Genomic DNA, 26,707 nt, shown 5'->3' with positions numbered 1-26,707 from the left:
AGGGGACACAGCGGTCAACGGCTTATGGGTGGGGTCAGGTGGGGAACTCTCCCAGCCAGGTCCGTTGGAGGAGGTGCTTGGGGAGGTAGTCGGATTCGATGGCAAGGGGGTATTCGGCGTCGTACGCGAGGCAGGCGATGGCTAGGGGGCCCAGGGCGATGCTGCCGTCGATGTCTTTGGCCCGGTCCTCGTTGAGTGTCCAGTACCTCTTGTGGAGTTTCAGTGCGTCCGCGAGGGCGGGGGCGAACCCGTCCCGGTTGTTGCGGACGTAGTGGTAGAAGAGGTTGATCGGCGGGTAGAGCACGGCCTGGAGGAGGTCTGGTGGTGCGATGCGTGCCACCGTGGGGTCGGACGCTTCGACCGTGGCGATGAGCTTGTCCGCGAGGTCCGGTCGCCGTAGCCACCAGCTCTGGAGGGTGTCCACCCAGCGGTAGATGTACTCGTCGTAGGAGCCCTCCGGTGAGCGCAGCCGCTCCAGCGGGATTTCGCTGAGCTGCGTCATACGGTCCTGATCACGGCAGATGACGGCCAGCCAGAAGGCGGAGAGCCAAGTACCGGCGTCGGCGGTGGACATCGGTCCGGTCGCCGGGATGGTCCGCGGCTTTCGGTTGATCCGGCATTGGACCGACCCGTCCTGCTTACCTGTCACCGCGAATAGCGCCGAGCCGAGCTGGAGGCCGTTGACCGTGGATTCCCACGTCTCTATGGCCGACGCTCGCGGGTCTGCCACGCACCTGGCATGCAAAGACAGACGGGCGGAGCTGAAGGCCGAGTCGATGAGCACTGCGGTCGTCTCAAGGCCATCGATTTCCTCGATCAGGTCTTCGTCAAGACCTTCCGCGAGGCGTTCGGCATCGGGGCCTGCCGACAGATTGTGGCGGGCGATAGTCGTGGTCACGGAAGAGTCCCCTCGATGAATGCGGCTGCCTCAATCTCGGTGATGCGCACGTGGTCGATTTCGTTGTGCCCGAGGTCGTACAGCCTGAGGTACTCGGTCGGTTCCCAGCGCAGGTTGCGGGTGAACGACTCGTCGTGCGTCCGGCCGTCGTCGACGCGCCGCCGGACGATTCCCCGTGGGCTGTGCCGGGGGTAGCCGTCGCTGATCTTCGCGAAGTACGTCATCTCGCCCTCGGCGTCGAGAGCGTCGAGGGTGATCGGGGCGAGCGTGATGAAGGGAGCGCTGGAGGCGTTGCTCTCCACGTCCCCCAGAGGGATCATCGCGCCGTCGAGGTCGAGGTACTCCCCGAAGTGGTAGCCGCCGCCGCGCTCGTACATGAGCAGCAGCGGTTCGTACGGGTCCGGCAGGTCTGCCCGCAGGCCACGGTGGGCGGCCAGCAGCGCCGACCACCGTACGGCTCCGCGGCAGGTGGTGCGGAGGGAGGCTGGGGCGAGGCTCTTGAGCAGTTGCTCCAGTTCGACGGCGACATCGGGTGGAGTCGTGATGGCGGCGTCCACGCGCTCGGCGATGTCGAAGAACGGCCAGGGCTCCTCGGCCCAGTAGGCCTGGGCCCACAGAGCCCCCGGCGTAGGTACTCCCGCATGAGGAGAGAGCGTGAATGGGCGTGGCGGAAGGCAGCGCCGTTGTCATCCCAGTCGATCGCTCGCAGAAGGTCCGACACGTCACGTGAATGCTGGCCACTCACTTGCTCACCGTCCTTCGACTCGACGCCATTACGTGTCGAATTCGCCCACCCAGGAGCGGTCCAGGAGGCGAATGGGCAGGTAGTCAGACTCGACTTCGATCGGGAAGCCGGCATCGTAGGCAAGGCACGCGATGGCAAGCGGACCGAGAGCGAGGAAGCCAGCGATGTCCCCGGCGCGCTCCGGTGCGCTCCAGTACGCCTTGTGCAATTCCAGAGCTTCCACGAGCGCTTCGTTGAAGCCATCGTGGTCTTTGCGGAAAAACTTGTAGAACAGGTTGATCGGCGGGTACAGCACATTCTGAAGAAGGTCGCGTGGCGCGATGGTGGCGATGTCGGGGTGAGACTGCTCGATCGCAGCCGTGAGTTTCTCCGGCAGCCCTGGTCGCTCCTGCCAGTATGTTTGCAAAGCATCTACCCAGTGGAATACATATTCATCACCTTCGGCGCCGGATGCTCGAAGGAGATCGAGTGGGACCTGGCACATCTGGACCATCCGTTGCTCATCCCGGCAGACGAGGACAAGCCACAATGAGGTGAGCCAGTTACCCGCATTCGCGTAGAATTGAGGGCCCGTAGCGTTGATGGTCCGCATCTCGTGATCGATGCGTGTTTCGATCTGGCCTTCGGTGGTGCTGGCGGCGGCGAAGGCCGCCGTGCCAACCTGCATGGCCGAGACGGTGGCGTCCCACGTAGCGAAACGATTACCTCTTGGGTTGAGGGCTTGGTGTACCTGCATCTGCAGGACTGCTTCGTTCCATGCCATGCCGAAAATCGCAGGAGAGGCATCAAGGTTCTGGATGCTTCTTTCAAGCTCTTCGCTAAGGCGCTCGGTTGCCTGCTCCTCGATCTGAGGGACCGCGTGCCGACCTACCGTCACCGTCATGAGTCACTCCTGTTGGGTAGTTCAAAGGGGAAATCTCCCTCCTTGAATGTTCCTATGTTGAATTTTCGACTCTTGAAACCGCCGTAATTCGGCCCCTCGGACACACCCTTGACGATTATGTACTCAATTTTGTCCGCAATGAGAGCCTTCTTCAGGTCAGTATACAGAAGGAGCTCGGCGGAATCTCCGCTTTCCGCCCTCTTCCACATTTCATTCATGATGTCGAGCAAGTATTCGCGAGAACCTTGCCTGGCCTTGTATCCGCTGGGAAGCGTTCTCTCGTTGACACCCGTCTTGACATCGCTTTTTGCCTCTATGATGACAAAGCTGTTGCCGTCCTTGAGGCGCCACACCTGGTCAAATTGGTTATTGCCATTCCTTGGGCCGGCCGTGGGTTCCCATTTTGCCCCCTCGTAGTACTTGGGGATGAGGTGATGGCGGGCGACGGATTCGCCATACGCCTCCGTGGCCTTTGTCATGGTGTCGTGGAACGGTGCGTGTTTTGACCTCAGGACATCGTAGATTGCCTTGCTCTCGGGCGTTCTACTGGCTTCCCACGCTTTTTTCGCCTTGGTGAGCGGATCGTGGTGCACGTTGTCGGCCGCCACCGACTTGTGTCGGTAGGCGGCGGCGTCGTCCATGGTCGACCTCACCGGTGTCCCGGTGAGGTCGTCGGCGGTTCCTGCGCGGTGCCAGTCCGGGTGATACTTTGCTGGAAATGCTGGCGGAGCGTTGTCTTTCGGCATCCACACACGTGGATTGGCCGGATCCTTGATCAACTGTGGCGGAGGGAAGCCACTCTCATCAGGGGCGTCCACATCGCTACGGTGCCCGCGCTTCTCATAGTATTCTTTGAAGTAACCCTCCTCATAGTTCGCTCGGTAGACCTGAATTTCTTTGATCTGATCTGCGGTGAGAGAGCCGGGGGGACCATACGGATTGTCTCCCTGCCTCATGAAGCTCGGAGGCTCGGCAGCGCGGCTCGGGCCAAGTGTGTGTGCGCCCCCAGGTGTCACGCCATCGCCAGCGCGGCTTGCTTCATCTGCCGTGCTGACCGCATCATCAACCGCCGACCCAGGTGCGTCAGGCCCGCCGGCTTCGGGAGAGTTCGTGCCGCCTGAGCCGTTGTCTATCGTGGATCCGCCTGGCAGATCGCGGCCGCCCCCGGCCGCGGACGAGGAGTCAGCCGTGCTGGACGAGTGCCCTCCGCCGCTTGTGTTCTCTCCGGCCTGTCCTCTTCCGGCGCTGCTAGGGCTGCTGGTGTCCAGGCTGTTGGTCGGCAGGTTGTCCGGGGCCGAGCCGCCCGGGAGGTTGTTCGCGGTGCCGCCTGGGACGTTGTTCGCGGTGCCGCCCGGTGTCCTGTCGGGGCCCGTTGCGTTGTCGCCCGTACGGAGTGCGTCGTCGCCGAGTCGGCCCGTGTCGCCGAAGTCCGAGCCCAGGCGGATGCTGTCGCCGCCGGTGCGGGCGCCCGCGCCGACCAGGGCCGATTCCTCGGCGGGGGTGCGGGGGAGTGGGGTGTCTGTGTCCGTCCTGATGGGGGCGCCGTCCGTCGGGTTGTTTCCGGGGGCGGCGGAGTGGTGTTGCTGGAGGGTGCCGTCCTCCTTGAGGAGGTTTCCTTCGGCGTCGATGTGGACGGTGTTGCCGTCCATGTCGGTCAGCCTGACCGTGTTCCCGGGCAGAGCGGTGGTGCCTTCGGGGAGTTTGAGGGCGCCCTCCGGTATCGGCAGGGAGCCCGCGGGCGGGGCCATGCCGTCGGGGAGGCGGACCACGCCGTCGCCGAGGTCGACCGCTCCGGCGGGGATGTCCGTGCCGTCGGGGAGTTTGACCGCGCCCTTCGGGATCTCGAACGCGCCGTCCGGGATGGCCGCGCCTTCGGGCAGGTGCAGGGTGCCGTCGGCCAGCTTGAACCCGCCGTCCGGGAGCGTGATCGCGCCCGGGGGGAGGGTGGGGATCTCGATGGTGCCCATGCCCTTGAGGCCGGCCATCACGTCGCTGATCTTCGTCAGGCCCGCGCCCGCGCCCTTGAAGAGGTACGTCATCGGGTCGATGGCCCGGCCCGCCTTGCCCGCGAAGGACAGGGCCTTCGCGGCGAGTGCCGCCTTGCCGCCGCCGGCGACAGCGCCGCCCGCGCCGCCGGTGAAGACGGTGGTCACCACGTTGAAGGTGACCGCGCCCGCCGCGCGTGAGGGGTTCTCGCTCCACTGGTCCCAGGCCAGCAGCGCCTTCCCGGTCTCCTTCATCGCGGTGCGTGAGTCCCGCAGCCAGGAGGGAAGTTTGTCCTCGGGTGCCAGCCAGAACGCGGCTGCCAGCGGGGTGGCGGAGATGACGATGCCCGTGGCCAGCTTGGCCAGGCCGGTCCAGGCCTGCTTCATGGACTCCCAGCCGTCGGTGCCGACCAGGGTGCCCAGGCCCTTGATCGTGCCCCAGACGCCGTCGACGACGACGCCCTTGCCGAAGTCCCAGAGGTGTTCGTGGACGTGGTACCAGGGCGTCGACTCCTTCACCGGGTCGCCCCACGGCAGGCCCTTGGCGTGCTTCAGGGCCTCGGCGTCGTAGCCGTACATGCCCTTGCCGCCGGAACCGTCGTCCACCTTGAGCTGCTCGCCGCCCGGCACCAAGGTGATGATCTTGTTGTGGCAGGCGCGTTCCACCGCCTGGAACGCGGCCCAGGTCTCGGCGATCTCGGCACGGCGGTTGTTGTTCTCCTCGACCAGGTCGCCGTCCTCGCGCCACTTGTCGTCCGCGTTCACCTTGACGAGGAAGGCGCCCGCGTCCCGCTTGAGCCGCTTCAGCTTCTCCACCAGCGGGTGGGCGTCGTCGGAGTAGGTGCTCAGCGCGCCGGTGATGGTGGCCAGGTCCGCCTTGAGCGAGGTCCCGCGGTCGGCCACCGGCTTCGTCGTCGCGAACAGCTGGTCGGCCTCGGGCGCCTTGTAGAAGGCCTGCAGGCCGCCGAAGCTGCTGTGGATGTCGGCCGCGGCCGAGGCGATCTTCGCCCCGTCCTTGGTCAGCGCGGTCACCTTGGTGTCGAGCAGCGCGAGGTTCCCGGTGAAGACCGGTATGCCCTCCAGGTTGACCGGTCGGTCCTCGCTCACTTGCCGGCCCCCATGTCCTTGAGCAGGTCCAGACGGACCGACTTCGCCGCGTCCTGCGCCTGCTTGGCGGTGTCCAGATCGCCCTCGACGTACTCGTTGGTCGCCGTCGCCGCCCCGAGCACCGCCGCCTGGATCCGCTCCGCCATCGACTTCAACTGGGTCTGCCGCGCCTGCGCGTACTGTCCCAGAGCGGCCGCCACCGGGCCCATCGCCGCCTGCGACAACGGCGCCTGCCCCGGCGCCACCGGTCCTTGCAGCGGCGTACTGGCCGCCGTGCCCGGCACCGCCGTCCCCGCCGCCTGCGCCGCCTCCGACAGGTCCGTCATGAACGCGCTGAGCGCCTTCTCCAGATCACCGGCATGCGTGCCGACGACCTTCAACTGACCCTGCACACCCTGCGGCTTGATATCCCACGCCGACACCGACGCCCCACCCCCGTACTTCCTGGCTCCCTGGAACAGACCCCGGACCACCCGTCACCGGCTCACACCGGTCCCCGGGTCAGCCGATGCCGTCGACCGCCGCCTTCGCGCGCGCCAGCGTCTGCGAGGCGGTCCCGTCGTTCTTCTCCAGCGTCGTCCGCAGCAACTGGATGATGTTCCTGACCTCCTGCGAGGTCGCGTTCCACCGCAGCTCCTTGCCGTGGTACTCATCCGCCACACCGTCGGCCGCGAAATCGTTCATCGCCGCCTTCACCTGCGTGTCCCGCGCCGTGATCACCTGTTCCAACTGCGCGATCACCAGCTGGATATTGCCCTGGACCTCCGTAGAGGCACCCGTGTCGTACGAACGCCGGTCCGTGCTACCCATCAACCATCACTCCCCGTGGTGAAACCGTGGTGAAATCCGAAATCCTGCGGTCCGGCAGGCTCAACGGCCGCCGAAACGCGCCGCGTCGAAATTGGCCGAAGCCATCTGCGCCTTCGCGTTCTCGCCCTGCTCCTGGTCACCCGAACCGAACGCCGCGTCCATCCCGGACTGGCCGCCCAGGATCCCCGACAGCGAAGCGTTCAGCGCCGCGGTGATCTCGTCCGAGCGGCTCTTGAAGTCGTCGAACGCGACCTTCCCCGCTCCGTTGAACTTGCCCTCCAGCGGCTCGGCCGCCGCGATGAGCTGCCGGATCAGCGTCCCCAGGTCCGTACTCGCGCCCTGTGAATGCGAGATCAGCGTGGAAAGGACCGAGGCCCCCATGTCGAACTTCATCGTCTTCCCCCAACACCTCGAACGAACGTATGAGTGTTCGGATTCATGTCTATCAATCCTTACGTCACGACTGCAATCTGCAATCGGCCAGAGTGGCGTTGTGACCAATCCATGACATCGGATACCTCGTCCTACGCGCCCTTGAGGTGGCGTATCAGCCGCTCGTACTCCTGCCAGCCGGACAGGTCCGAAGGGTCACCGGGCAGCGGGTAGTACAGCGCGGGCCGGGTCCTCGGGCCGAGTGTCACCGGCTGTTCGGCCAGCGGTGTGCGACGGGCCCGGTCCCCGGGCATCGTGCGGACCTCCTCGGCGCCCAGCACGAAGGCCAGCGGGACCCCGGGGCCCTCGAAGCGCGGCGGCACGGCCACATCGCGTCGTGCTTTGCGAAGTTGTACGAGCATCGACTGCAGGTGGTGGCGGGTGGCGAGCGCCTCGGCGGCGGCGGGCAGGGCGTCCAGGGGCAGTTCCTCGCCGGAGCCGGAGCCGGAGCTGGAGCCGCCGCCGTAGCCGAACGCGAGCGTGACGTGCTCCTCCACCCCCGCCTCCGTACGCGTGATCCGTACGGTGGCGATGGCCGGCCGGTCCCGGTGGCCGACCACGACGAACCAGGTCGGCTCCGGCGCCCGCTCGTGCGCCACGTCGGTCAGCCGGCGCGGCGACCACGGGAGGGTCGCCGGTTCCGATGTGCCCCAGCCGGCCGGCGGCTCGCCCGTCAGCTCCCGCCACACGGTCTCCAGCCCGCCGCCCAGCACCAGCCGTTCGTCCGCCGGGTGCACCATGCGGAAGGTCAGGGCGAGTTGGCGTTCGCCGGTGTCCCGGACCTCCTGGAAGGTCGCCGCCACCGGGGTGCGCGGATCGTCCTCCGTCGCGTCGGGCGAGGCGACCGGCGCGAACATGCCGTCCTGCCAGCGCAGTACGGCACCGGTCAGACCGTCGTAGTACCCGTCCCGCTCGTCCTGCACGATCCAGCGCGACGGCCAGCCGCCCAGGGCGTCCCGTACAGCGGGGGAGAGCGTGGTGCCCGCCGGGCTGACGACCTGGAGGCCGAGGCCCGCCTCGGCCGCCGCCCGGAAGGCGTCGGAGAGCCACGCCGTCATCGCCACCACCGGGCGGTCCTGGATGACGACCGCGACCCGCTCGGTGAGGACGTCGATCGCGGGCTGCGCGGCGGCGGGCTCCGGGGCGACGCTCACACCGTCGGTCTTCACCACCGCGAGCGAGCCGGCCGCGTCCGGGGGCCAGGCGGAGCCGCCCACCAGCGAGGCGAGCCGGGTCGCGAACGTGCCCGCGAGCGCTTCCGCCTCCGCGACACCCGTGGTGGCGCGCGCCTCCGTCCACCAGTACGGGACCGGAGGCGCCGTCGTCCCGAGCAGCCGCTCGGCCTCGCCCTCGACGGAGACCAGCAGCGGCGCCTCCACGGAGACGAGCGGCCGGCCCTCGGGGTCGCAGAGCTGGATCACCGCGCCCTCCCCGCGCGTGCCCACCAGCTTGTCCGGGCCGCCGGAGAGCAGGCCCGCCAGTACGGCCCACGGGTCGGGCATCTTGGAGGTGAGGGCGATGACGTCCTTGGTCATGGGGTGGTCGTCCGGTCCTTCGTCGTTCGGCGGCGGGAGGCGGTCACGGAGGCGGTCATGGGCCCGGCGGCGGTGTACGTCATCTCGGCGCGTACACCGTCTGGATCAGGCGGTTCGGCTGGCCCCGGCGGATGAACACGCCACGGCCCGGCGCCTGTTGGGAGGCGTACACGCCGGGGAACAGCTGGCCCTCGCTGCGGTCGCCCGCCATCAGCAGCGCCGACGCCCCGGACTCCCGCAGCCCCTGCACCAGCGGCTCGTACATGCCGCGCGACGCACCGGCGACCCGGCGCGTCAGGACGAAGTGGAGGCCGATGTCCACCGCCGAGGGGATGTACGGGAGGAACGCGGCCAGCGGGGACTGTCCGGCGGTCGTCAGGACGTCGTAGTCGTCGACGAGCACGACGATCCGCGGACCCTTGCCCCAGTTGCCCGGCTCCAGGTCCTCCAGGCGGGCGTTCTCGTCGGGCAGCCGCTTCTCCAGTTCGGTGGCGATGCCCATCGAAAGGCCCATGCACAGCTTGGGGTTGTAGGCGTAGCCGCCGTTGAACTCCTCCGGGACCACGCCGCGCAGCGAGCGCCGCGGGTCCATCACCGCGAACACCAACTCGTCCTCGCCGTAACGGTCGATGAGGCCGTGCGCCACCGTCCGCAGCAGGTTCGTCTTGCCGCACTCGCTGTCCCCGAGCACCAGCAGGTGCTGGTCGTGCCGGAACAGGTCCAGGAGCACGGGCGCGAGCGCCGACTGGTCGAGCCCGATCGGTACGCGGGTGGGCTCGGCCGCCGGTCCCGGCAGCGAGTGCGGCTCCAGGATGTGCGGCAACACCCTTACCGGCTGGGCCACTTCGCCGCTCCAGGTGGCCCGTACCGAGCGGGCCGTACGCTCCAGGACCGCGCCGAGATCCGTCACGTCGGCCGTTCCGTCCGTGCGGGGGAGGGCCACCTGCGCGAAGAGCTTGCCGTCGGTGAGGACGCGGCCGGGCTCGTCCGGCGACAGGGTCTCGGCGAGCTTGCGGTCGATGCTGGACTCGCTGGGGTCGTTCAGCCGCAGCTCGACGCGGGTGCCGAAGTTCGACTGGGTGGCGATCCGTACGTCGTTCCAGCGCAGCATGCCCGCGACGACGTGGATGCCGTAACCGCCACCGCGTTTGAGGATGTCGGCGATCGCGTCGTCCAGCTCGTCGAAGTCGTCGCGGAGCGCGCCGAATCCGTCGATGACGAGCAGGATCTCGGCCGACGCCAGCTCGGGCAGGCGGTCGGCCGCGTGCAGGGTGCGCAGCTGCTCGACCGAGTCGATGCCGTGCTCCCGGAAGAGGTCCTCGCGCAGCGCGAGCATGGTGCGGACCTCCTCGACGGTGCGTGCGGCCCGCTCCCGGTCGGCGCGGCCCGCGATGCCGCCGACGTGCGGCAGCCCCGAGAGCGCCTGGAGGCCGCCGCCGACGAGGTCGAGGCCGTAGACGCCGACCTCGCGCGGTGTGTGGGTCAGCGCGAGGGAGAGGACCAGGGTGCGCAGGAACGTCGTCTTGCCGGACTGGGGGCCGCCGATCACGGCCACGTGGCCGCCCGCCACCGTGAGGTCCAGGAACCACTGGCCCTGCCACTGCTTGGCCGGGTCGTCCAGCAGGCCGACCGGGACGCGCAGCGGCCTGCCCGACGGCCCGGCTCCGGCGAGCCGCATCCCGTGCGGACCGATGTCCAGCGGACCGGCGACCGTGTCCAGCGCGGTGGCCGTCGGCAGCGGGGGCAGCCAGATGCTCCGTACGGGCGGCGCGGCGCCGGTCAACTGGTCCACCATGACGCCGAGTTCCGTCGGGCCCGTCTCGCGGCGCCGCGAGGCCGGTTCGGCGCTCTGCTGTACCTCGTCCGGTCCGGCCAGGGTGTTGAACGCCTCGTACGGGAGCGCGAGCGGACCGGTCTCCTCGGCCTCGGTGCTGCGGACCGGACCGCGGTAACCCCCCGACACGTAACCGGCCTTGAAGCGGGCGTAATGGCTCGTGTCGACCTTCAGATAGCCGAAGCCGGGCAGCGGAGGCAGGTGGAACGCGTCCGTGGTGTCCAGGACCGTACGGGACTCGTCGGCGGAGAAGGTCCGCAGCCCGAGCCGGTACGAGAGGTAGGTGTCAAGCCCCTTGAGCTTGCCGCCCTCGATGCGCTGGCTGGAGAGCAGCAGGTGGACGCCGATGGACCGGCCGATCCGGCCGACGGAGAGGAACAGGTCGATGAAGTCCGGCTTGGCGGTGAGCAGTTCACCGAACTCGTCGATCACCACGAACAGGTGCGGCAGCGGGTCCAGGTCCGGCCGCTTCTCGGCGCGCAGGGCCGCGTAGTCCCCGATGTCGGCGACGTTCCCCGCGTCCTTGAGCGCCTGCTGGCGCCGCTTGACCTCACCGGCCAGCGAGGAGTGGACGCGCTCGACGAGCCCCGCCTGGTTCTCCAGGTTGGTGATGACCCCTGCCACGTGCGGCAGGTCGGCGAACGGGGCGAAGGTCGCCCCGCCCTTGTAGTCGACCAGCACCAGCGCCAGCTCCTCCGGCGGATGCGTGGCCACCAGAGCGAGGACGAGCGTCCGCAGCAGCTCCGACTTCCCCGAGCCGGTCGCGCCGACGCACAGGCCGTGCGGGCCCATCCCCAGCTCCGAGGACTCCTTGAGGTCCAGGAGCACCGGCTCGTGGGAGTCGCTGATGCCGATCGGGACGCGGAGGAAGGCACGTTCGCCGCGCGGCGCCCACAGCCGGTCCAGGTCGAGCCGGGCCACGTCGTCGATGCCGAGCATCGCCGCGAACTCCACCGGCCCGGAGAGCGGCGCGTCGGCCAGGGACTCGGCGGACAGGCGCAGCGGCGCGAGCATCCGGGCCAGGCCCTCCGCGAACGGGATCCCGGCCTCGTCCACCGTGCCGTGCGCCTCCAGGGGTTCCGGGGCCCTGAGGTCCTCGATGGCCACGTCGGTGCCGTCGACGGTGATCCGTACGCTGACCTGCCCCGGCTCCTGCACCCGCCGCTCCAGCAGGTGCAGCACGGTGACGCCCATCTCGCTCAGGCCGACGGCGTCGTCCGGGCGCGGCAGGTCGACGGCGTCCTCACCGTGCCCGTCGGTGACGACGAGCAGCCGGGAGTTCATGGACAGCGCGTCCCGTCCGGCCAGGCCGCGGCGGACCTCGGCCGCGTAGGAGGCCCGGCGGCGCAGCTCCGGGCCGAGCTGCCGGGCGAGCTGAGGTGCGGAGGGGGCGATGCGGCGGGCGGCGACCGGGCCGTCGAACTGCTCGGTGTCGAGCAGATGCGGCAGCCACTTGGCCCACTCCCAGTCGGCCATCCGGTCACCGGGCGCCGCCAGGGCGATGGCCACGTCGTCGGGGGCGTGCAGCGCGGCGGCCTGGACGAGCAGCGCGCGGGCCACCCGCAGGCAGTCCTCACGGGGTCCGATCACGCTGACGTTGCCGATCCGGTCCAGCGGGACGGTGAGCGGCAGTTCGGTGCCGTTGCGGAACCGTTTCACCAGCGCCGAGGCCTCGTTGAGCATGAACAGGTCCGGGGGCGTGAGCACCGACGACCCCGGCTCGGCTATCTGCAGATCCCGTACGGGCATCTCACCGGTGCCGACCCGCACCCGCAGGAAGTCGTCGTCGACCCGCCGCCGCTCCCAGAGGCGCGCCGGGTCGCGCACGATGTCGTACAGGGCGTACGGCGGCGGGTTCAGCACGTCCGCCCGCTCACGCCGCTCTCGCTCCTCGGCCGACAGCTCTTCGCGCAGTTCCTCCACATAGGCGAGATAGGCCTCGCGCTGCGTGCGGCGGGTGCGCTGGGCCTTGCCGCGCTGCGAGAAGAGCAGGGCGACGGACCCGATGACGGTGACCACGAGGATGATCGCGCCCAGCGCGGCGAACTGGCTGTTGCGGACGACGGTCATCATCACGACGGACGACATGACCCCGGCGACCGGCAGCAGCGACATCGCGATGTTGCCCGCCTTGCCCTCGGGGAGGTTCGGCGGGGCCTCGATGGTGCGGGGCGCGGGCACGGCCGGCGGGCGGGTGGTCCGGGCGGGGCGGTGGATCAGTCGGGTGGTCATCGGCCTCGTCCGGCGTTCGCGGTCGGCTCGTCGTTCATCACGTGGTTCACGACGCGGTTCCTGCACGGCATCGGGGTCACCGGCGCTTCTGGGAGAGCTGGAAGACCTCGGCGGCGAGCCGGGCGGCGGCCAGGCGCGTCGGTCGGGCGAGCAGTTCGGTCCGCAGGACGCCACCGGCGGCCAAGTGCCGGTCGTAGGGCAGGACATGGACGCCCGCGCCGGTGGACCTGAGCTTCTCGGCGGTCGCCGCGACGTCGATCCCGGGCCGGGCGACCATGGTGGAGAGCACGACGACGGTGCCGTCGATCATGTGGCGGGGGAGCCCCTGCATCCACTGCAGCACGGCGTACGTGCTCGTGACGCCGTCCAGGGTCGCCGGAGCGGCCAGCACCCGGGCCTGGGAGGCGGAGAGCGCGACCCGGGCGACCTCGGCGGGCAGCGTCTCGCAGTCCACGACGCTCACCCCGAAGTAGCGGCGCAGCGCCACCATGACCCGCTCGTACGCCGACGTGTCCAGCATCGCCCCGATCTGCCCCTGGCTCCCCGGCAACAGCCAGGCGTTCTCCGGGAGCTGGACCAGGTAGCCGGTCACGTCGAGCAGCGACATCTGCGGCTCCACGATGTCCGCCAGATCGGCCGTGGTCCAGCGCAGCGTCTCGGCGCCCAGCCGCAGCGGCAGGGAACCGAGCGCCGGATCGGCCTCGACCAGGAGGACCGGGTCCTGGCGGTAGTGCGCGTACGCCGTGCCGAGCAGGGCCGCCACGGTCGTCTTGCCCGCGCCGCCCCGGATGGAGGTGACGGCGATCTGCCGCCCGGTCGTGACCGGTTGCTGGAGCGCCTCGGCTGTACGGGTGAGCTCGGCGACCTCGCGTGCCGCCGAGGAGGAAACGATCCGGCGCACCGCCCGGGTGATCCGTACGCCGACCGGTTCACCCCGCTGCGGGCGGCGTGCCGTACCGCTCAGCACGTTGTCCACGACGGCTCGCGAATCGGGAGCCGAGGGGCGGCGGGGGCGAGGCGGTGCGGGGACCTGCTGGGGCGCGGGGGTCGGTGCGGGTGCGGGCGGCTGCGTCGGCGCGGGTATGCGTTCCGTTCCGGAGGCCTGCGGCGCGCTGGGCTCCTGCGCCGCGGTGGGCTCCTGCGCCGCGGTGGGTGGAGCCGGTGGTACGGACGACGGCGGTCCGGAGGCGCCCCTCAGGTCGCGCAGCACATCGCTCTGCCAGTTGTCCCCGTTCGGCATGTCTGCCCTTCTCCTCCGCCGCGATGCCCCGACCGGAGCGCCCGCGCATCCCTGTCAGAACTTGTTGAGCAGCTGCCCGTACATGCCGAACACGCCGACGGCGAGCGGGAACAGCCCCACCATGCCGATGGACTCGACCAGGTCGGCGGTGCGCCGCAGCCGCACCCGTACATGCTCGGGAGGCTCCACCGACAGGGCCAGCAGCGGCAGCAGCGCCGCCACGCCGAGGACGAGCACGGGTCCCGCGCCGCCGGAGGCCTGCTCCATCCACAGCATCACGAGACGCACGACGAGGACCGCCGCGGCGGCGAACAGGGCCACCACCTCGGCCACCAGAGGGAACGCGCGGGCCCGCGACAGAAGGACGGCGGCGACCACCGAGGGCAGGAGCACCGTCCACACGGTCGGCCGCGCGGCCAGGGTGAGCAGCCAGCCCGCCGCGGCCGCCGAGACGGCGGTGACCACGGTCGCGAGGGCGAGCCCGCGATGGGTGGCGGCCAGTGCGTTGGAGACGTCGTGGCGGCTGACCGACACCCCGCCCGACCGCCGGTCGTCGAGCCCGGTGAGCCCGGACGCCATCAGCGCGAGCCGGGGCAGCATGCCGAGCAGCACCACGGAGAACACCGCCATCACGGCGCCCAGCCGGGCCGGATCCGACTCCACCGCGGCGACGGCCTCCCACACCGCGGCCACGGCGGCCGTGGCCCCCGCCCCGATGAGGCCGCCGCGGCCCAGCGGCGAGAAGAAGCCGAGCAGCAGCAGGGCCAGGGCCACCGCCGCCGCCACCGCGGCCAGCCGGGCCGGACCCGACCAGCCGTAGGCGTCGGCGGCGGTCCAGGCCGTGAGAACGCCGAGCCCGCCCGAGACGAACAGCAGCGCGGTCGCCAGGCCGCGGTTGCCCGCGCCGATCCGGGCGCAGAGCGCGCCGCCCACCAGAAGGACGGCGGTGACCACGGCCAGCGCTCCGGCCAGCGCGTCGAGCGGGAACTCGCGCCGGGCCAGCAGGGCCGCGATCACCGCGAACGCCACGGTCGAGGCTCCCGCGGCGACCCGGCGCGCGGCCGGACGCCAGCGCCAGGCCTGCAGATCGAGGGTGTCGGCCACCTGGTCGGTGACGTCGTGGACGACCGGGGCGGGCGGAGCGGCGTGGATCCTGACCAGCCGGAGCACGGCGCCGTCGCTGATGCCGGCCGAGGCCAGGGTGCTGTCGTGCGGCAGGGCCGAGCCGTCGGAGGTGATCAACTGCCGCGTCAACGGCCGCGATGCGGCCCGGTCGTCCAGCAACTGCAGGATGTCAGGCAGCAGTTGGCCGATGGGAGTGTCCGACGGCAGCACGATGTCGGCCCTGCGCCGCTCGCCGACCAGAGTCACCCGGCTCAGTTCGGAGCGGGACGTCATTGCTGTGCTCACCACTTACGGAAACCTATCATCGTGATTTTCCGAAATTTCGGGCCAATTACCTGATAAGGCACTGTGAGCTCTTTCCCATCTCTGAGAGGGAATGCGGAGCGGTGCTCACCACTAATGCAGCGACTGCCCGTACTGCTGCGCCTGTCGTTGCTGCTGTTTCTGCTGCTCGGCCTTCTGCTTGTCCAGCGTGTGCTGGAGGAAGGACCACCCCACACACCCCGCACACAGCACGGCCGTGATCGCGATTCCCGCGAATACCTTGCCGAGCCGCTCGTCCGCCGTCCGCCGAGCGCGTTCCACGCCGAACAGCAGGGCGTCCCGCATCCTGCGTCGGCGCACCCCCACCGACTCCAGCAGCTGGCTGTCGTAATCCCGTGCCATGCGATCCCCCTTTGCCACTGCAACATAAGGCATGGGTGAGCGGTCCGTACACCTGAGGGGGACGTCCCTCGCGTCCGGCGGCTATTCCTGCCGCAGCGCGAACCACAACTCCGCTCGTACGTCCATGTCGTTCAGGTCCACGTCCAGCAACTCCGCGCACCGCCCGATGCGTTGGCGGACGGTGTTGCGGTGGACGGAGAGGGCCACCGCCGTGCGGTCCCAGCTGCCGTGGAGGGAGAGCCAGCAGCGCAGGGTGTCGGCCAGGGAAGGGGTGAGCGGGGCGAGGAGGGCGCGGGCGTGGGCGGCTGCCTGGTCCGGGGGGATCAGGGCGGCCAGGCCGGTGGTCGGGGTGTCCGCCGTGAGCGGCGTGCGGGTGGCCTCCGCGTGGGCCAGGGCGCGGGCGGCCCGGAGGTCGGCGGAGGCGAGGGCCGAGAGCGGGGTGGGGGCCGAGACACCGAGGGCCCAGCCGGGGTGCGGGGGCACGGTGGGGGGTTGCGGGGGCTCCCCAGGCTCCCCGTGCTCCCCGGGCTCCTCAGCGTCGTCCCCTTGCGGAGGCGCCTCCCCGGCGGCCGGCGGGAGCAGCACCCGTACCGTGTCGTCGTCGTTCCGGCCCGCGTCCACCAGCGCCGAGCCCAGCGACGCCCCCAGCGCACCCGACGTCAGCGCGTCCGGCGTGGTGCCGTCCGTGCGGCGGGCGTGGACCACCGTCCAGGGGCCCGTGGGCGCCAGGAGTGGGGCCACCTCCTCCGGCGAGGCGCCGAGCAGCAGCCGTACCAGGGCCGCCGAGCGGTCCGCCGCGTCCGCGCCCTGGTGCGGGGCGGCGAGGAGGGAGAGCAGGACCACCGCGATGCCGGCCACCGTGTGGTCGCCGGACTCCCGCTGCCGGGTCGCCAGGGCCAGGACGAGGCCCTCGCCGCCGCCGAGCGCGTACGCCGACAGGTGGGTGGAGCCGTGGGTGTCCGTGGCCGAGGTGGGGGAGCCGGGGCGTTCGCGGGCGACCACGCGGGCCAGGCGCGTCAGTGCTGCCGCCGCCTCCGGAGGTGGCCGGCGGCCCGACGCGTGGACCTCCTCGCCCCGCGCCGTCAGCAGCACCGCCCGGCCGCCGAGCTGCGCGGCGAGCTGGTGGAGGACCGCCGGTACGGGGTCGGGCCGGGCCGCCGCCGTCGCCAGGGCCTGCTGGGCCCGGGTCACCCGGCGCAGCTCCCGGTGACGGGCCTCTGCCATCAGCCGCCACACCGCCCGCGCGATCGTCGTGAACGGGGTCTCCGGCCCCACCTCCAGCAGCGGCAGCCCGTACCGGTCGCATGCCTGGACGAGGGCTTCCGGGACCGCCTCGTACACCGGCCGGACCCCGAAACCCAGCGCCGCCGCCCCCGCCTCCACCAGCCGCGCCACATAGCGGTCCGGGTCCGTCAGCAGCACCCCGGCGCTCAGCAGCAGCTCACCGCCGAGGAGGTACGGATACGGGTCGGCCATCTCCGACGTGTGCACCCAGAGCAGCTCGGCCTCGGCCGGGCCCGCGATCCGGCGCAGGCCCAGGTCCTTGCTCGCCAGGAGTTCGGTGAGCGGGACGGGAGCGCCCGGGGGCTGCGGTCCTGTTGCAGGCGTCGTCGACATGGAGGGTTCGTCCGTTCTCGGCGGTGAGAGTGGAGGAAACGTACACTTCAACGCCGCCTTTCGGCCACCTACCGTCTTCCTCGCACCTGAACCACCCGCACTACCCGCACCACCCGCACTGCATCTGTTGCGCGAGACGGAGGGAAGCCCATGGCTGTCGACTACGCCGTGATCGTCGTCTACCTGGTCGGCATGCTCGCCATGGGCTGGTGGGGCATGCGCCGCGCCAAGTCCAAGAGTGAGTTCCTGGTCGCCGGACGTCGCCTCGGGCCCGCCATGTACTCCGGCACCATGGCCGCCATCGTCCTCGGCGGCGCGTCCACCATCGGCGGCGTCGGGCTCGGCTACAAATACGGGCTCTCGGGGGCCTGGATGGTTCTCACCATCGGCCTCGGGCTGCTCGCGCTCTCCGTCTTCTTCTCCGCGCGCATCGCCCGGCTGAAGGTCTACACCGTCTCCGAGATGCTCGACCTGCGCTACGGCGGACGGGCCGGGATCATCTCCGGCGTCGTCATGTGGGCGTACACCCTGATGCTCGCGGTCACCTCGACCATCGCGTACGCCACCATCTTCGACGTCCTCTTCGACGTGAACCGGACCGTCGCCATCGTCCTCGGCGGCACCATCGTCGTCGCGTACTCGACGCTCGGCGGCATGTGGTCGATCACGCTGACGGACATGGTCCAGTTCGTCGTCAAGACCATCGGGGTGCTGCTGCTCCTGCTGCCGATCGCCGTCGTCAAGGCGGGCGGCTTCAGCGAGATGAAGGCGCAGCTGCCGACCGAGTACTTCGACCCGCTCGGCATCGGCGGCGAGACGATCTTCACGTACGTCCTGATCTACACCTTCGGCATGCTCATCGGGCAGGACATCTGGCAGCGCGTGTTCACCGCGCGCAGCGACCGCACGGCGCGGTGGGGCGGGACGGTGGCGGGGACGTACTGCCTCGTGTACGCCATCGCCGGAGCCGTCATCGGCACCGCGGCCAAGGTGATGTACCCGGACCTGGCGAGCGCCGACTCCGCCTTCGCGACGATCGTCAAGGACGAGCTGCCGATGGGGGTGCGGGGGCTGGTGCTGGCCGCGGCGCTGGCTGCCGTGATGTCGACCTCGTCCGGTGCGCTGATCGCCTGCGCGACCGTCGCCAACAACGACATCTGGTCGCGGTTGCGGGGAGCGGTCGGCCGGGACGGAGGCGGTGAGGAGCCGCATGACGAGGTCAAGGGGAACCGGGCGTTCATCCTGATCATGGGGATCGCGGTCATTCTGATCGCCATCGCGCTGAACGACGTCGTCGAGGCGCTGACCGTCGCGTACAACCTGCTCGTGGGCGGGCTCCTCGTACCGATCCTCGGCGGGCTGCTGTGGCGGCGCGGCACGGCGGCGGGGGCGCTGGCGGCGGTGTGCGTGGGGGGTGTGGCGGTGATCGGGCTGATGGCGGTGTACGGGATCCTCGCCAACCAGCCGATCTACTACGGGCTGTTGTCGTCGCTGGCCGTGTACGTGGTCGTGTCGCTGGCCACGCCGCCTACGGACGCGGCCGTGCTCTCCGCTTGGCGCGAGCGATTGGCGGGGCGCGCATCCAGCCCGTCCAAAGCCTCCACCAGCCCGTCCGGCGCCTCCACCACCAGCCCGTCCGGCGTTTGAGGACGGAACCCTGCTGCCGGATCGGCCGAGCCCAAAGACGCCCTCAATCGCCGGGCGGGCTGGGGGTGGCCGGACTTGGGTGGCCGATCTGAAGGACGCCCTCAATCGCCGGGCGGGCCGGCAAGCCCGCACACTTGACCCCGTACGAAACCGAAGGAAAGGCACACCCCCATGAGCAGCACCGATTCGCCGCGCGGCCCCGTCGACTCCTCCCGCGTCCCGCGGTACGCCGGGCCCGCGACGTTCGCCCGGCTGCCCCGGCTCGACGAGGTCGGGCGGGCCGATGTCGCCGTCGTCGGCGTGCCCTTCGACAGCGGGGTCTCCTACCGGCCCGGCGCCCGCTTCGGCGGCAACGCCATCCGTGAGGCGTCCCGGCTGCTGCGCCCGTACAACCCGGCCCAGGACGCCTCCCCGTTCGCCCTCGCGCAGGTCGCGGACGCCGGAGACATCGCGGCGAACCCGTTCAACATCAACGAGGCCGTGGAGACCGTCGAGGCCGCCGCCGACGACCTGCTGAACACGGGCGCCCGCCTCATGACCCTCGGCGGCGACCACACCATCGCCCTGCCCCTCCTGCGCTCCGTCGCCAAGAAGCACGGGCCCGTCGCGCTGCTCCACTTCGACGCGCACCTGGACACCTGGGACACCTACTTCGGCGCCGAGTACACCCACGGCACCCCCTTCCGCCGCGCCGTCGAGGAAGGCATCCTCGACACCTCCGCCCTCTCCCACGTCGGCACCCGCGGCCCGCTCTACGGCAAGCAGGACCTGACCGACGACGAGAAGATGGGCTTCGGCATCGTCACCTCCGCCGACGTCATGCGGCGCGGCGTCGACGAGATCGCCGACCAGCTGCGCCAGCGCATCGGGGACCGGCCGCTCTACATCTCCATCGACATCGACGTCCTGGACCCGGCGCACGCCCCCGGCACCGGCACCCCGGAGGCCGGCGGCCTCACCTCGCGCGAGCTGCTGGAGATCCTGCGCGGGCTCTCCTCCTGCCACCTGGTCTCCGCCGACCTGGTCGAGGTGGCGCCCGCGTACGACCACGCCGAGATCACCTCCGTGGCCGCCTCCCACACCGCGTACGAGCTGACGACGATCATGTCCCGCCAGATCGCCGCGCAGAGGGACGCCAAGGACACCGAGGACGCCAAGTGAGCCACGACCACGACGACCGGCCGCAGCTCACCGCCGCGCAGGCCGCCGCCGTCCTGACCCCGCCGCCCGGCCGCAACGGCGGTGACCTCGTCGTCGAGTCGCTCCAGGGGCTCGGCGCGACCACCGTCTTCGGCCTGCCCGGTCAGCACGCGCTCGGCATGTTCGACGCGCTGCGCCGCTCCTCCCTCCGGTACGTCGGACTCCGCGTCGAGAACAACGCCGGGTTCGCCGCCGACGCGTACGGCCGGATCACCGGCGAGGTCGCGCCGCTCCTCCTCTCCACCGGGCCCGGCGCGCTCACCTCGCTCGCCGCGCTCCAGGAGGCGGCCGCCGCCTCCGCGCCCGTCCTCGCGATCTCCAGCCAGATCCCCACGGCGGGCCTCGGCGGCGGCCGCCACGGCTACCTCCACGAGCTGCGCGACCAGCAGGCCTCCGTACGCGACATCGTGAAGTCCGTCCACACCGTGCGCGCGGCCTCGCAGATCCCGTCCGCGATCGCCGCCGCCTGGGAGTCCGCGCTGACCGCCCCGCACGGGCCGGTCTGGGTGGAGATCCCGCAGGACGTGCTGCTCGCCGAGACCACGCTCCCGGTCGTCAGCGCCATGGACGCCACCCCGCGCGAGCTCTACCCGCGCCCCGAGCTGACGATCGCCGCCGCCCACCTCCTGTCGAACGCCGAGCGGCCGGTGATCATCGCGGGCGGCGGAGTCGTACGCTCCGACGCCTCCGGCAAGCTGCGCGCACTGGCCGAGAAGCTCGACGCGCCCGTCGTCACCACCTTCGGCGGCAAGGGCGCCTTCCCCTGGGAGCACCCGCTCTCGCTCCGCTCCTGGCTGGAGGACCGGCACACCACCGACTTCCTGGAGGACGCGGACGTCCTGCTCGTCGTCGGCTCCGGCCTCGGCGAGCTCTCCTCGAACTACCACACCTTCCGGCCGCGCGGCCGGGTCATCCAGATCGAGGCGGACGCCGGGAAGCTGGAGTCCAACCACCCCGCGCTCGGCATCCACTCCGACGCCCGCGAGGCGCTGGCCGACCTGCTGGAGACGGTCGAGCGGCGCGAGGACACGGGTGCCGCCGAACGCGTACGTACGGTGCTGGAGAAGGTACGGGTCCGGATCGACGCCCAGGAGCTCACCCTGGAGCAGCAGGTCCTGGCCGCCGTCCGCGAGGCGCTGCCCGACGCGTCGCCGAGCTTCTGGGACATGACGATCCTGGCGTACTGGGCGTGGTCCGCGTTCGACGCGCGGCGGCCGAACACCATGCACTCGGCCCAGGGCGCGGGCGGCCTCGGCTACGGCTTCCCGGCGGCCATCGGCGCCGCCGCCGCCGACCCGACGACCCCGGTGCTCGCCGTCTCCGGCGACGGCGGAGCGATGTACTCCATCGCGGAGCTGGCCACCGCGCGCCAGTACGACCTGCCGCTCACGTGGCTGATCGTCGACGACGGCGGCTACGGCATCCTGCGCGAGTACATGACGGGCGCCTTCGGCGAGACCACCGGCACCGAGCTGTCCCGCCCGGACTTCGTCGCCCTCGCCGAGTCCTTCGGCGTACCGGCCGTCCGTACGACCCCGGAGACGCTCGCCGCGGACCTGTCCAAGGCGCTGACGACCCCGGGCCCGTCGGTCGTCGTGCTCCCGGCCCTGCTGCGGATGTTCGAACCGACGCATCTGTAGACGCCGACGCACCTGTAGGCCGATCCGGGTCCTTCAGCCCGTGGCCGCCGTCCTCTCCGCGCCCGCGTCCGTCTCCGCCTCCGCTTCGGTACCGGAGGCGGACGCGTGTTCCGTGGAGGACGGCTCCGTGCCGGCCTTCTCCGGTGCGGTTCCGTCCAGGTCGGTGAATGTCACGCGGATGCTGCTCCCGAACAGCTCCATCCGGAACACCGCCTCCATGGCACGGGCCAGCCGTGCCAGCAGCGGCACGGTCGGGACCGTGCCGCCGAGCTCCAGCTTCGAGACCTGCGGCTGCGTCATACCGGCGCGCCGGGCCAGCTCGGTCTGCGAGAGGCCGAGGGCGACCCGCCGGTCGTACACGGCCTGTCCGAGATCGAACGCGAGAGAGATCTCCTCGCGGCGCCGCTCCACCTCGGGATCCTCGGCGATCCCCTGGGCGACCTTCTCGTCGCGGGCGAGCTTCCAGCGTGCGTGGCTGACCATTACCGCTTCTCCTTCTCCTCGTCGGCTGTGCGTGTGTACACATCGTGAGCCGGTGGGTGCTCGGTCTGGCAGAGCACCTTGGCGCGCTTGGCGCGGGCGATCTCGGCCGTCTCCCGCCGCTGGGTCTTGCGGAAGACGGTAAGCAGAACGATCCGGCGATCCGGCGCGAGCCAATAGGGAATCCGGGTCGCACCTCCCCGTCGGCCAAGGCTGAACCGCAGCTCGCGGACGCCGTCGCCGAGATGCCGGGAGTACGGCTCCCCGAGCGTCGTGGGGTGCTCCCGCAGCAGCTCGGCGACGTGCTCGACCACCAGGAAGTCGTTGTACGGCAGGTTCATCAGCCATAGCCGGACCTCGGGTTCGATCTCGATCACATAGGGCGTATCCATATATCGAAACGTATAGATGCTCCAGTGTATGCCGCTCTCCTTCGCTGCGCAGTCACTCCAAAGGGTGATCTCCTCTCGGCGGTTGTCGTGGTCCCGCAGCACCCCCCGAAAGCGCCCTCCCTTGTTGCGGAGGGATGAAATCCGCCTCTCGCCGTGTTGGTGCCTTCCGGAAGATCAGGTCCGACAGCTCGGAAGCAGGAGGCAACGCGTGACGGGCGCAGAGCAACAGGGGTGGGGCCGACGGCTGACCGGGTACGCGTGGCGGTACCGGCGCAACGTCGTGCTCGCGCTCGGCTCCTCGCTCGCCGGGATGGCCGTCATGGCCCTCGTCCCGCTGATCACCAAGGTGATCATCGACGACGTCGTCACCGACCACACCCGGTCGCTCGCGCTCTGGACCGGCCTCCTCATCGGCGCCGCCGTCCTCGTCTACATCGCCACCTACATCCGCCGCTACTACGGCGGCCGGCTCGCCCTGGACGTCCAGCACGACCTCCGTACGGACATGTACACGACGATCACGAAGCTCGACGGGAAGCGGCAGGACGAGCTCTCCACCGGGCAGGTCGTCGGCCGGGCCACCAGCGACCTCCAGCTCATCCAGGGGCTGCTGTTCATGCTCCCGATGACCATCGGGAACGTCCTGCTCTTCCTCATGTCCCTGGTGATCATGGCGTGGCTCTCCCTGCCGCTCACCCTCGTCGCCCTCGCCGTCGCCCCCGCGCTCTGGGCCATCGCCCGCCGCTCCCGTAAACGCCTCTTCCCGGCCACCTGGTACGCCCAGGGCCAGGCCGCCGCCGTCGCCGGAGTCGTCGACGGGGCCGTCTCCGGGGTCCGGGTCGTCAAGGGGTTCGGGCAGGAGGACCAGGAGACCGGCAAGCTCCGCGAGGTCGGCCGGCGGCTCTTCGCCGGGCGGCTGCGCACCATCCGGCTGAACTCCCGCTACACCCCGGCCCTCCAGGCCGTACCCGCGCTCGGCCAGGTCGCCATGCTCGCCCTCGGCGGCTGGCTGGCGACCCGCGGCGAGATCACCCTCGGCACGTTCGTCGCCTTCTCCACCTACCTCGCCCAGCTCGTCGGCCCGGTCCGGATGCTCGCCATGGTCCTCACCGTCGGCCAGCAGGCCCGCGCCGGCGTGGAGCGCGTCCTGGAGCTGATCGACACCGAGCCCTCCATGACGGACGGTACGAAGGAGCTGCCCGCCGACGCCCCGGCCGGGATCGAGTTCGACGACGTACGGTTCGGGTACGACGAGGAGCGGCCGGTCCTCGACGGGTTCTCGCTCACCGTCGAACCCGGCGAGACCCTCGCGATCGTCGGCGCCTCCGGCAGCGGCAAGTCCACCGTCTCGCTCCTGCTGCCCCGCTTCTACGACGTCTCGCACGGCGCCGTCCTCATCGGCGGCCACGACGTCCGCGAACTGACCCAGGCGTCCCTGCGCGCCGCCATCGGGCTCGTCCCCGAGGACAGCTTCCTCTTCTCCGACACCGTCCGCGCCAACATCGCCTACGGCTTCCCCGACGCCACCCAGGACCAGATCGAACAGGCCGCCCGCGCCGCCCAGGCCCACGGCTTCATCTCCGAGCTGCCCGACGGCTACGACACCACCGTCGGCGAGCACGGCCTGACCCTCTCCGGCGGCCAGCGCCAGCGCGTCGCCCTCGCCCGCGCCATCCTCACCGACCCCCGGCTCCTCCTCCTGGACGACGCCACCTCCGCCGTCGACGCCCGCGTAGAGCACGAGATCCACGAGGCGCTGAAACAGGTCATGGAGGGCCGCACCACCCTCCTCATCGCCCACCGCCGCTCCACCCTCCAGCTCGCCGACCGCATCGCCGTCCTGGACGGCGGGAAGCTCGCCGCGCTCGGCACCCACGACGAGCTGGAGCGCACCTCCTCCCTCTACCGCCGCCTCCTCACCGACCCCGACGAGCTCGGCGGTACGTCACCGGGCCACCGGCCGCCGCGCGGCGAGGCCGACCCCGACGACGACCGCGCCCTCCAGCAGGAGCTGGACGCCGAGTTCGACGTCGAGCGCGGCATCACGCCCGAGCTGTGGATCCGCAAGGAGGAGGACCGGGACGCCACGGTCGTCGGCATGCCGGCCAGCCCCGAGCTGCTCGCCCAGGTCGAGGCCCTGCCGCCCGCCACGGACACCCCGCAGGTCGACGAGGCGAACGCCGTACGTCCCGAGGAGTCCTACGGGCTGCGCCGACTGCTGCGCGGTTTCGGCGGGGCTCTGCTCCTCGCCCTCTCGCTCGTCGCCGTCGACGCCGGGATGGGCCTGCTGCTGCCGGTCCTCATCCGGTACGGCATCGACGAGGGCGTCAGCCAGGTGTCGATGGGTGCGGTGTGGGCGGCCTCCGCGGTCGGCCTGGCCGTCGTGCTCGTCCAGTGGGCGGCCCAGACCGGCGAGATCCGGATGACCGGCCGGACCGGCGAGCGGGTCCTCTACTCGCTCCGCCTCAAGATCTTCGCCCAGCTCCAGCGCCTCGGCCTCGACTACTACGAGCGCGAGCTGACCGGCCGGATCATGACCCGGATGACCACGGACGTGGACGCGCTCTCCACGTTCCTCCAGACCGGCCTGGTCACCGCGTTCGTCTCCGTCGTCACCTTCTTCGGCATCATGGTCGCGCTGCTCGTCCTGGACATCCAGCTCGCCCTGGTCGTCTTCGCGACGCTGCCCGTGCTGATCATCGGCACGTTCTTCTTCCGCCGCAGCAGCGTCAAGGCGTACGAACTGGCCCGTGAGCGCATCAGCGGCGTCAACGCCGACCTCCAGGAGTCCGTCTCGGGCCTCCGTATCGTCCAGGCCTTCGGCCGCGAGCACGACGGCGCCGCCCGCTACGCCGAGCGCAGCGACAACTACCGCCAGGCCCGGGTACGCGGCCAGTGGCTGATCTCCATCTACTTCCCGTTCGTCCAGCTCCTCGCCTCAGTCGCCGCGGCCGCCGTGATCATCGTCGGCGCGGGCCGGGTCGACAACGGCACGCTGACCGTCGGCGCGCTGGTCGCCTACCTCCTCTACATCGAGCTGTTCTTCGCCCCTGTCCAGCAGCTCTCCCAGGTCTTCGACGGCTACCAGCAGGCCACCGTCTCCCTCGGCCGCATCCAGGAGCTGCTGCGCGAGCCCACCTCCACCGCCGAGCCGGACGAACCGCTGGACGTGCTCTCCCTGCGCGGCGAGATCGCGTTCGAGGACGTCTCCTTCGCGTACGACAAGAAGGACGAGGCGGAGGAGGCGCTCACCGGCGTCGACCTGCGCATCCCGGCCGGCCAGACCGTCGCGTTCGTCGGCGAGACCGGTGCCGGCAAGTCGACCCTGGTCAAGCTGGTCGCCCGGTTCTACGACCCCACCAGCGGCCGCGTCACCGCCGACGGCACCGATCTGCGCAGGCTCGACATGACCGCCTACCGCCACCGCCTCGGCGTCGTCCCGCAGGAGGCGTACCTCTTCGCCGGTACGGTCCGTGACGCCATCGCTTACGGACTGCCCGACGCCACCGACGCCCGGGTGGAGGCCGCCGCCCGCGCGGTCGGCGCGCACGACATGATCGCCACCCTGGAGGACGGCTACCTCCACGAGGTCGCCGAACGCGGCCGTAACCTCTCCGCCGGACAGCGCCAGCTCATCGCGCTCGCCCGCGCCGAGCTCGTCGACCCGGACATCCTGCTCCTGGACGAGGCGACCGCCGCCCTGGACCTGGCCAGCGAGGCGCTGGTCAACCAGGCCACCGACCGGCTCACCGGCCGCCGCACCACGCTGGTGGTGGCGCACCGCCTGACCACCGCCGCCCGCGCCGACCGGGTCGTGGTGATGGACCAGGGGCGCGTCGCCGAGGACGGTACGCACGAGGAGCTGCTGGCCCTGGACGGGCGGTACGCGCGGCTGTGGCGCACGTTCATAGGGGAGGACATCGGCGAGGGCATAGGGGAGGACGAGCCGGCGGGCGTCTGAGGCGGGGAGGACGAGCCGGCGGGCGCCTGGGAGACGGGGAGGACGAGCCGGCGGGCGTCTGAGGCGGGGAGGACGAGCCGGCGGGCGCCTGGGAGACGGGGAGGACGAGCCGGCGGGCGTCTGAGAGGCCCCCGCGCCCGCCCCCCCATGCAACCTCCCGGCCGTCTGCTGCGTCGTAGCCAGGGACGCACAGGTGCGTACGGATGTCAGGTGGGGGCGAAGGTGTTCGACAGGGCGGCGGGATCCAGGGCACCGCAGGGGCGGGCCCGACCCGAGGG

The 26,707-nt window shown here is 70.8% G+C and carries 19 protein-coding genes; 4 read left to right on the top strand and 15 right to left on the bottom strand.

The annotated features are described in order from the left end of the window. Positions 1–34: 34 nt before the first annotated feature. The 13 genes from ACQP09_RS10690 to ACQP09_RS10630 all read right to left on the bottom strand — a co-directional run bounded on the left by ACQP09_RS10690 (position 35) and on the right by ACQP09_RS10630 (position 17,109). A complete protein-coding gene (locus ACQP09_RS10690) occupies positions 35–898 on the bottom strand; it encodes an immunity 49 family protein (RefSeq protein ID WP_433397918.1) in 864 nt (287 codons plus the stop codon). Then, entirely contained in the window at positions 895–1,455 is a 561-nt protein-coding gene (locus tag ACQP09_RS10685; RefSeq protein WP_433397916.1) for a hypothetical protein, read from the bottom strand. Before ACQP09_RS10685 ends, ACQP09_RS10690 begins: the two co-directional genes overlap by 4 nt. Positions 1,456–1,671: 216 nt before the next feature. Beyond that, on the bottom strand, positions 1,672–2,526 hold the full coding sequence (locus ACQP09_RS10680) for an immunity 49 family protein (protein WP_433397914.1): 855 nt from the start codon (positions 2,524–2,526) through the stop codon (positions 1,672–1,674). After that, positions 2,523–5,618, bottom strand: a complete 3,096-nt coding sequence (locus tag ACQP09_RS10675) for a hypothetical protein (protein WP_433397912.1) — start codon at positions 5,616–5,618, stop codon at positions 2,523–2,525. Before ACQP09_RS10675 ends, ACQP09_RS10680 begins: the two co-directional genes overlap by 4 nt. Further along, the gene (locus ACQP09_RS10670) at positions 5,615–6,040 is read right to left on the bottom strand and encodes a DUF6507 family protein (RefSeq protein ID WP_433397910.1); all 426 of its coding nucleotides are present in this window, start codon (positions 6,038–6,040) and stop codon (positions 5,615–5,617) included. Before ACQP09_RS10670 ends, ACQP09_RS10675 begins: the two co-directional genes overlap by 4 nt. A 79-nt stretch (positions 6,041–6,119) precedes the next feature. Beyond that, the gene (locus tag ACQP09_RS10665; protein WP_432149066.1) at positions 6,120–6,428 is read right to left on the bottom strand and encodes a pore-forming ESAT-6 family protein; all 309 of its coding nucleotides are present in this window, start codon (positions 6,426–6,428) and stop codon (positions 6,120–6,122) included. A gap of 60 nt (positions 6,429–6,488) precedes the next feature. Then, positions 6,489–6,821, bottom strand: a complete 333-nt coding sequence (locus ACQP09_RS10660) for a hypothetical protein (protein WP_432149067.1) — start codon at positions 6,819–6,821, stop codon at positions 6,489–6,491. Positions 6,822–6,952: 131 nt separating this feature from the next. Continuing rightward, on the bottom strand, positions 6,953–8,395 hold the full coding sequence (locus tag ACQP09_RS10655) for a DUF6177 family protein (RefSeq protein ID WP_433397907.1): 1,443 nt from the start codon (positions 8,393–8,395) through the stop codon (positions 6,953–6,955). A gap of 79 nt (positions 8,396–8,474) precedes the next feature. Next, complete coding sequence (gene eccCa / locus ACQP09_RS10650; protein ID WP_433397905.1) at positions 8,475–12,461, bottom strand: type VII secretion protein EccCa; 3,987 nt, start codon at positions 12,459–12,461, stop codon at positions 8,475–8,477. 76 nt (positions 12,462–12,537) lie between these two features. Next, positions 12,538–13,701 (bottom strand): MinD/ParA family ATP-binding protein, encoded by a 1,164-nt coding sequence (locus ACQP09_RS10645; RefSeq protein WP_433397903.1) that lies wholly within the window; start codon positions 13,699–13,701, stop codon positions 12,538–12,540. A gap of 54 nt (positions 13,702–13,755) precedes the next feature. Then, positions 13,756–15,099 (bottom strand): type VII secretion integral membrane protein EccD, encoded by a 1,344-nt coding sequence (eccD, locus tag ACQP09_RS10640; protein ID WP_433406544.1) that lies wholly within the window; start codon positions 15,097–15,099, stop codon positions 13,756–13,758. A 123-nt stretch (positions 15,100–15,222) separates the two neighbouring features. Further along, positions 15,223–15,492 (bottom strand): hypothetical protein, encoded by a 270-nt coding sequence (locus tag ACQP09_RS10635; RefSeq protein WP_356751321.1) that lies wholly within the window; start codon positions 15,490–15,492, stop codon positions 15,223–15,225. Positions 15,493–15,573: 81 nt separating this feature from the next. Next, positions 15,574–17,109 carry a PucR family transcriptional regulator gene (locus ACQP09_RS10630; RefSeq protein ID WP_433397901.1) on the bottom strand — a complete coding sequence of 512 codons (1,536 nt, stop codon included), beginning with the start codon at positions 17,107–17,109 and terminating at the stop codon, positions 15,574–15,576. A 150-nt stretch (positions 17,110–17,259) separates the two neighbouring features. On the opposite strand from ACQP09_RS10630, the gene ACQP09_RS10625 reads away from it, so the two are divergent. The 3 genes from ACQP09_RS10625 (at position 17,260) to ACQP09_RS10615 (ending at position 21,596) form a co-directional block, all read left to right on the top strand. Next, complete coding sequence (locus ACQP09_RS10625) at positions 17,260–18,756, top strand: sodium:solute symporter (protein WP_433397899.1); 1,497 nt, start codon at positions 17,260–17,262, stop codon at positions 18,754–18,756. A 171-nt stretch (positions 18,757–18,927) separates the two neighbouring features. Further along, the gene (gene speB, locus ACQP09_RS10620) at positions 18,928–19,917 is read left to right on the top strand and encodes an agmatinase (RefSeq protein ID WP_433397897.1); all 990 of its coding nucleotides are present in this window, start codon (positions 18,928–18,930) and stop codon (positions 19,915–19,917) included. Then, positions 19,914–21,596 carry a thiamine pyrophosphate-binding protein gene (locus tag ACQP09_RS10615; RefSeq protein ID WP_433397895.1) on the top strand — a complete coding sequence of 561 codons (1,683 nt, stop codon included), beginning with the start codon at positions 19,914–19,916 and terminating at the stop codon, positions 21,594–21,596. Before speB ends, ACQP09_RS10615 begins: the two co-directional genes overlap by 4 nt. Before the next feature lie 33 nt (positions 21,597–21,629). Here ACQP09_RS10615 and ACQP09_RS10610 read toward each other — a convergent pair whose 3' ends face one another. Then, positions 21,630–22,079 carry a helix-turn-helix domain-containing protein gene (locus tag ACQP09_RS10610; protein ID WP_433397893.1) on the bottom strand — a complete coding sequence of 150 codons (450 nt, stop codon included), beginning with the start codon at positions 22,077–22,079 and terminating at the stop codon, positions 21,630–21,632. Next, complete coding sequence (locus ACQP09_RS10605) at positions 22,079–22,468, bottom strand: type II toxin-antitoxin system RelE/ParE family toxin (protein ID WP_433397891.1); 390 nt, start codon at positions 22,466–22,468, stop codon at positions 22,079–22,081. The genes ACQP09_RS10610 and ACQP09_RS10605 overlap by 1 nt, the downstream gene beginning before the upstream one ends. 208 nt (positions 22,469–22,676) lie before the next feature. Between ACQP09_RS10605 and ACQP09_RS10600 the strand changes: the two genes are divergently transcribed. After that, positions 22,677–26,429 carry an ABC transporter ATP-binding protein gene (locus ACQP09_RS10600; protein WP_433397889.1) on the top strand — a complete coding sequence of 1,251 codons (3,753 nt, stop codon included), beginning with the start codon at positions 22,677–22,679 and terminating at the stop codon, positions 26,427–26,429. Positions 26,430–26,707 lie beyond the last annotated feature (278 nt).

This window comes from Streptomyces sp. CA-146814, assembly GCF_050942385.1.
In the GTDB taxonomy this organism is placed as follows: Bacteria; Actinomycetota; Actinomycetes; order Streptomycetales; family Streptomycetaceae; genus Streptomyces.
Note: the sequence above shows the minus strand (reverse complement) of the source record. Positions and strands in the feature narration are given on the sequence as shown.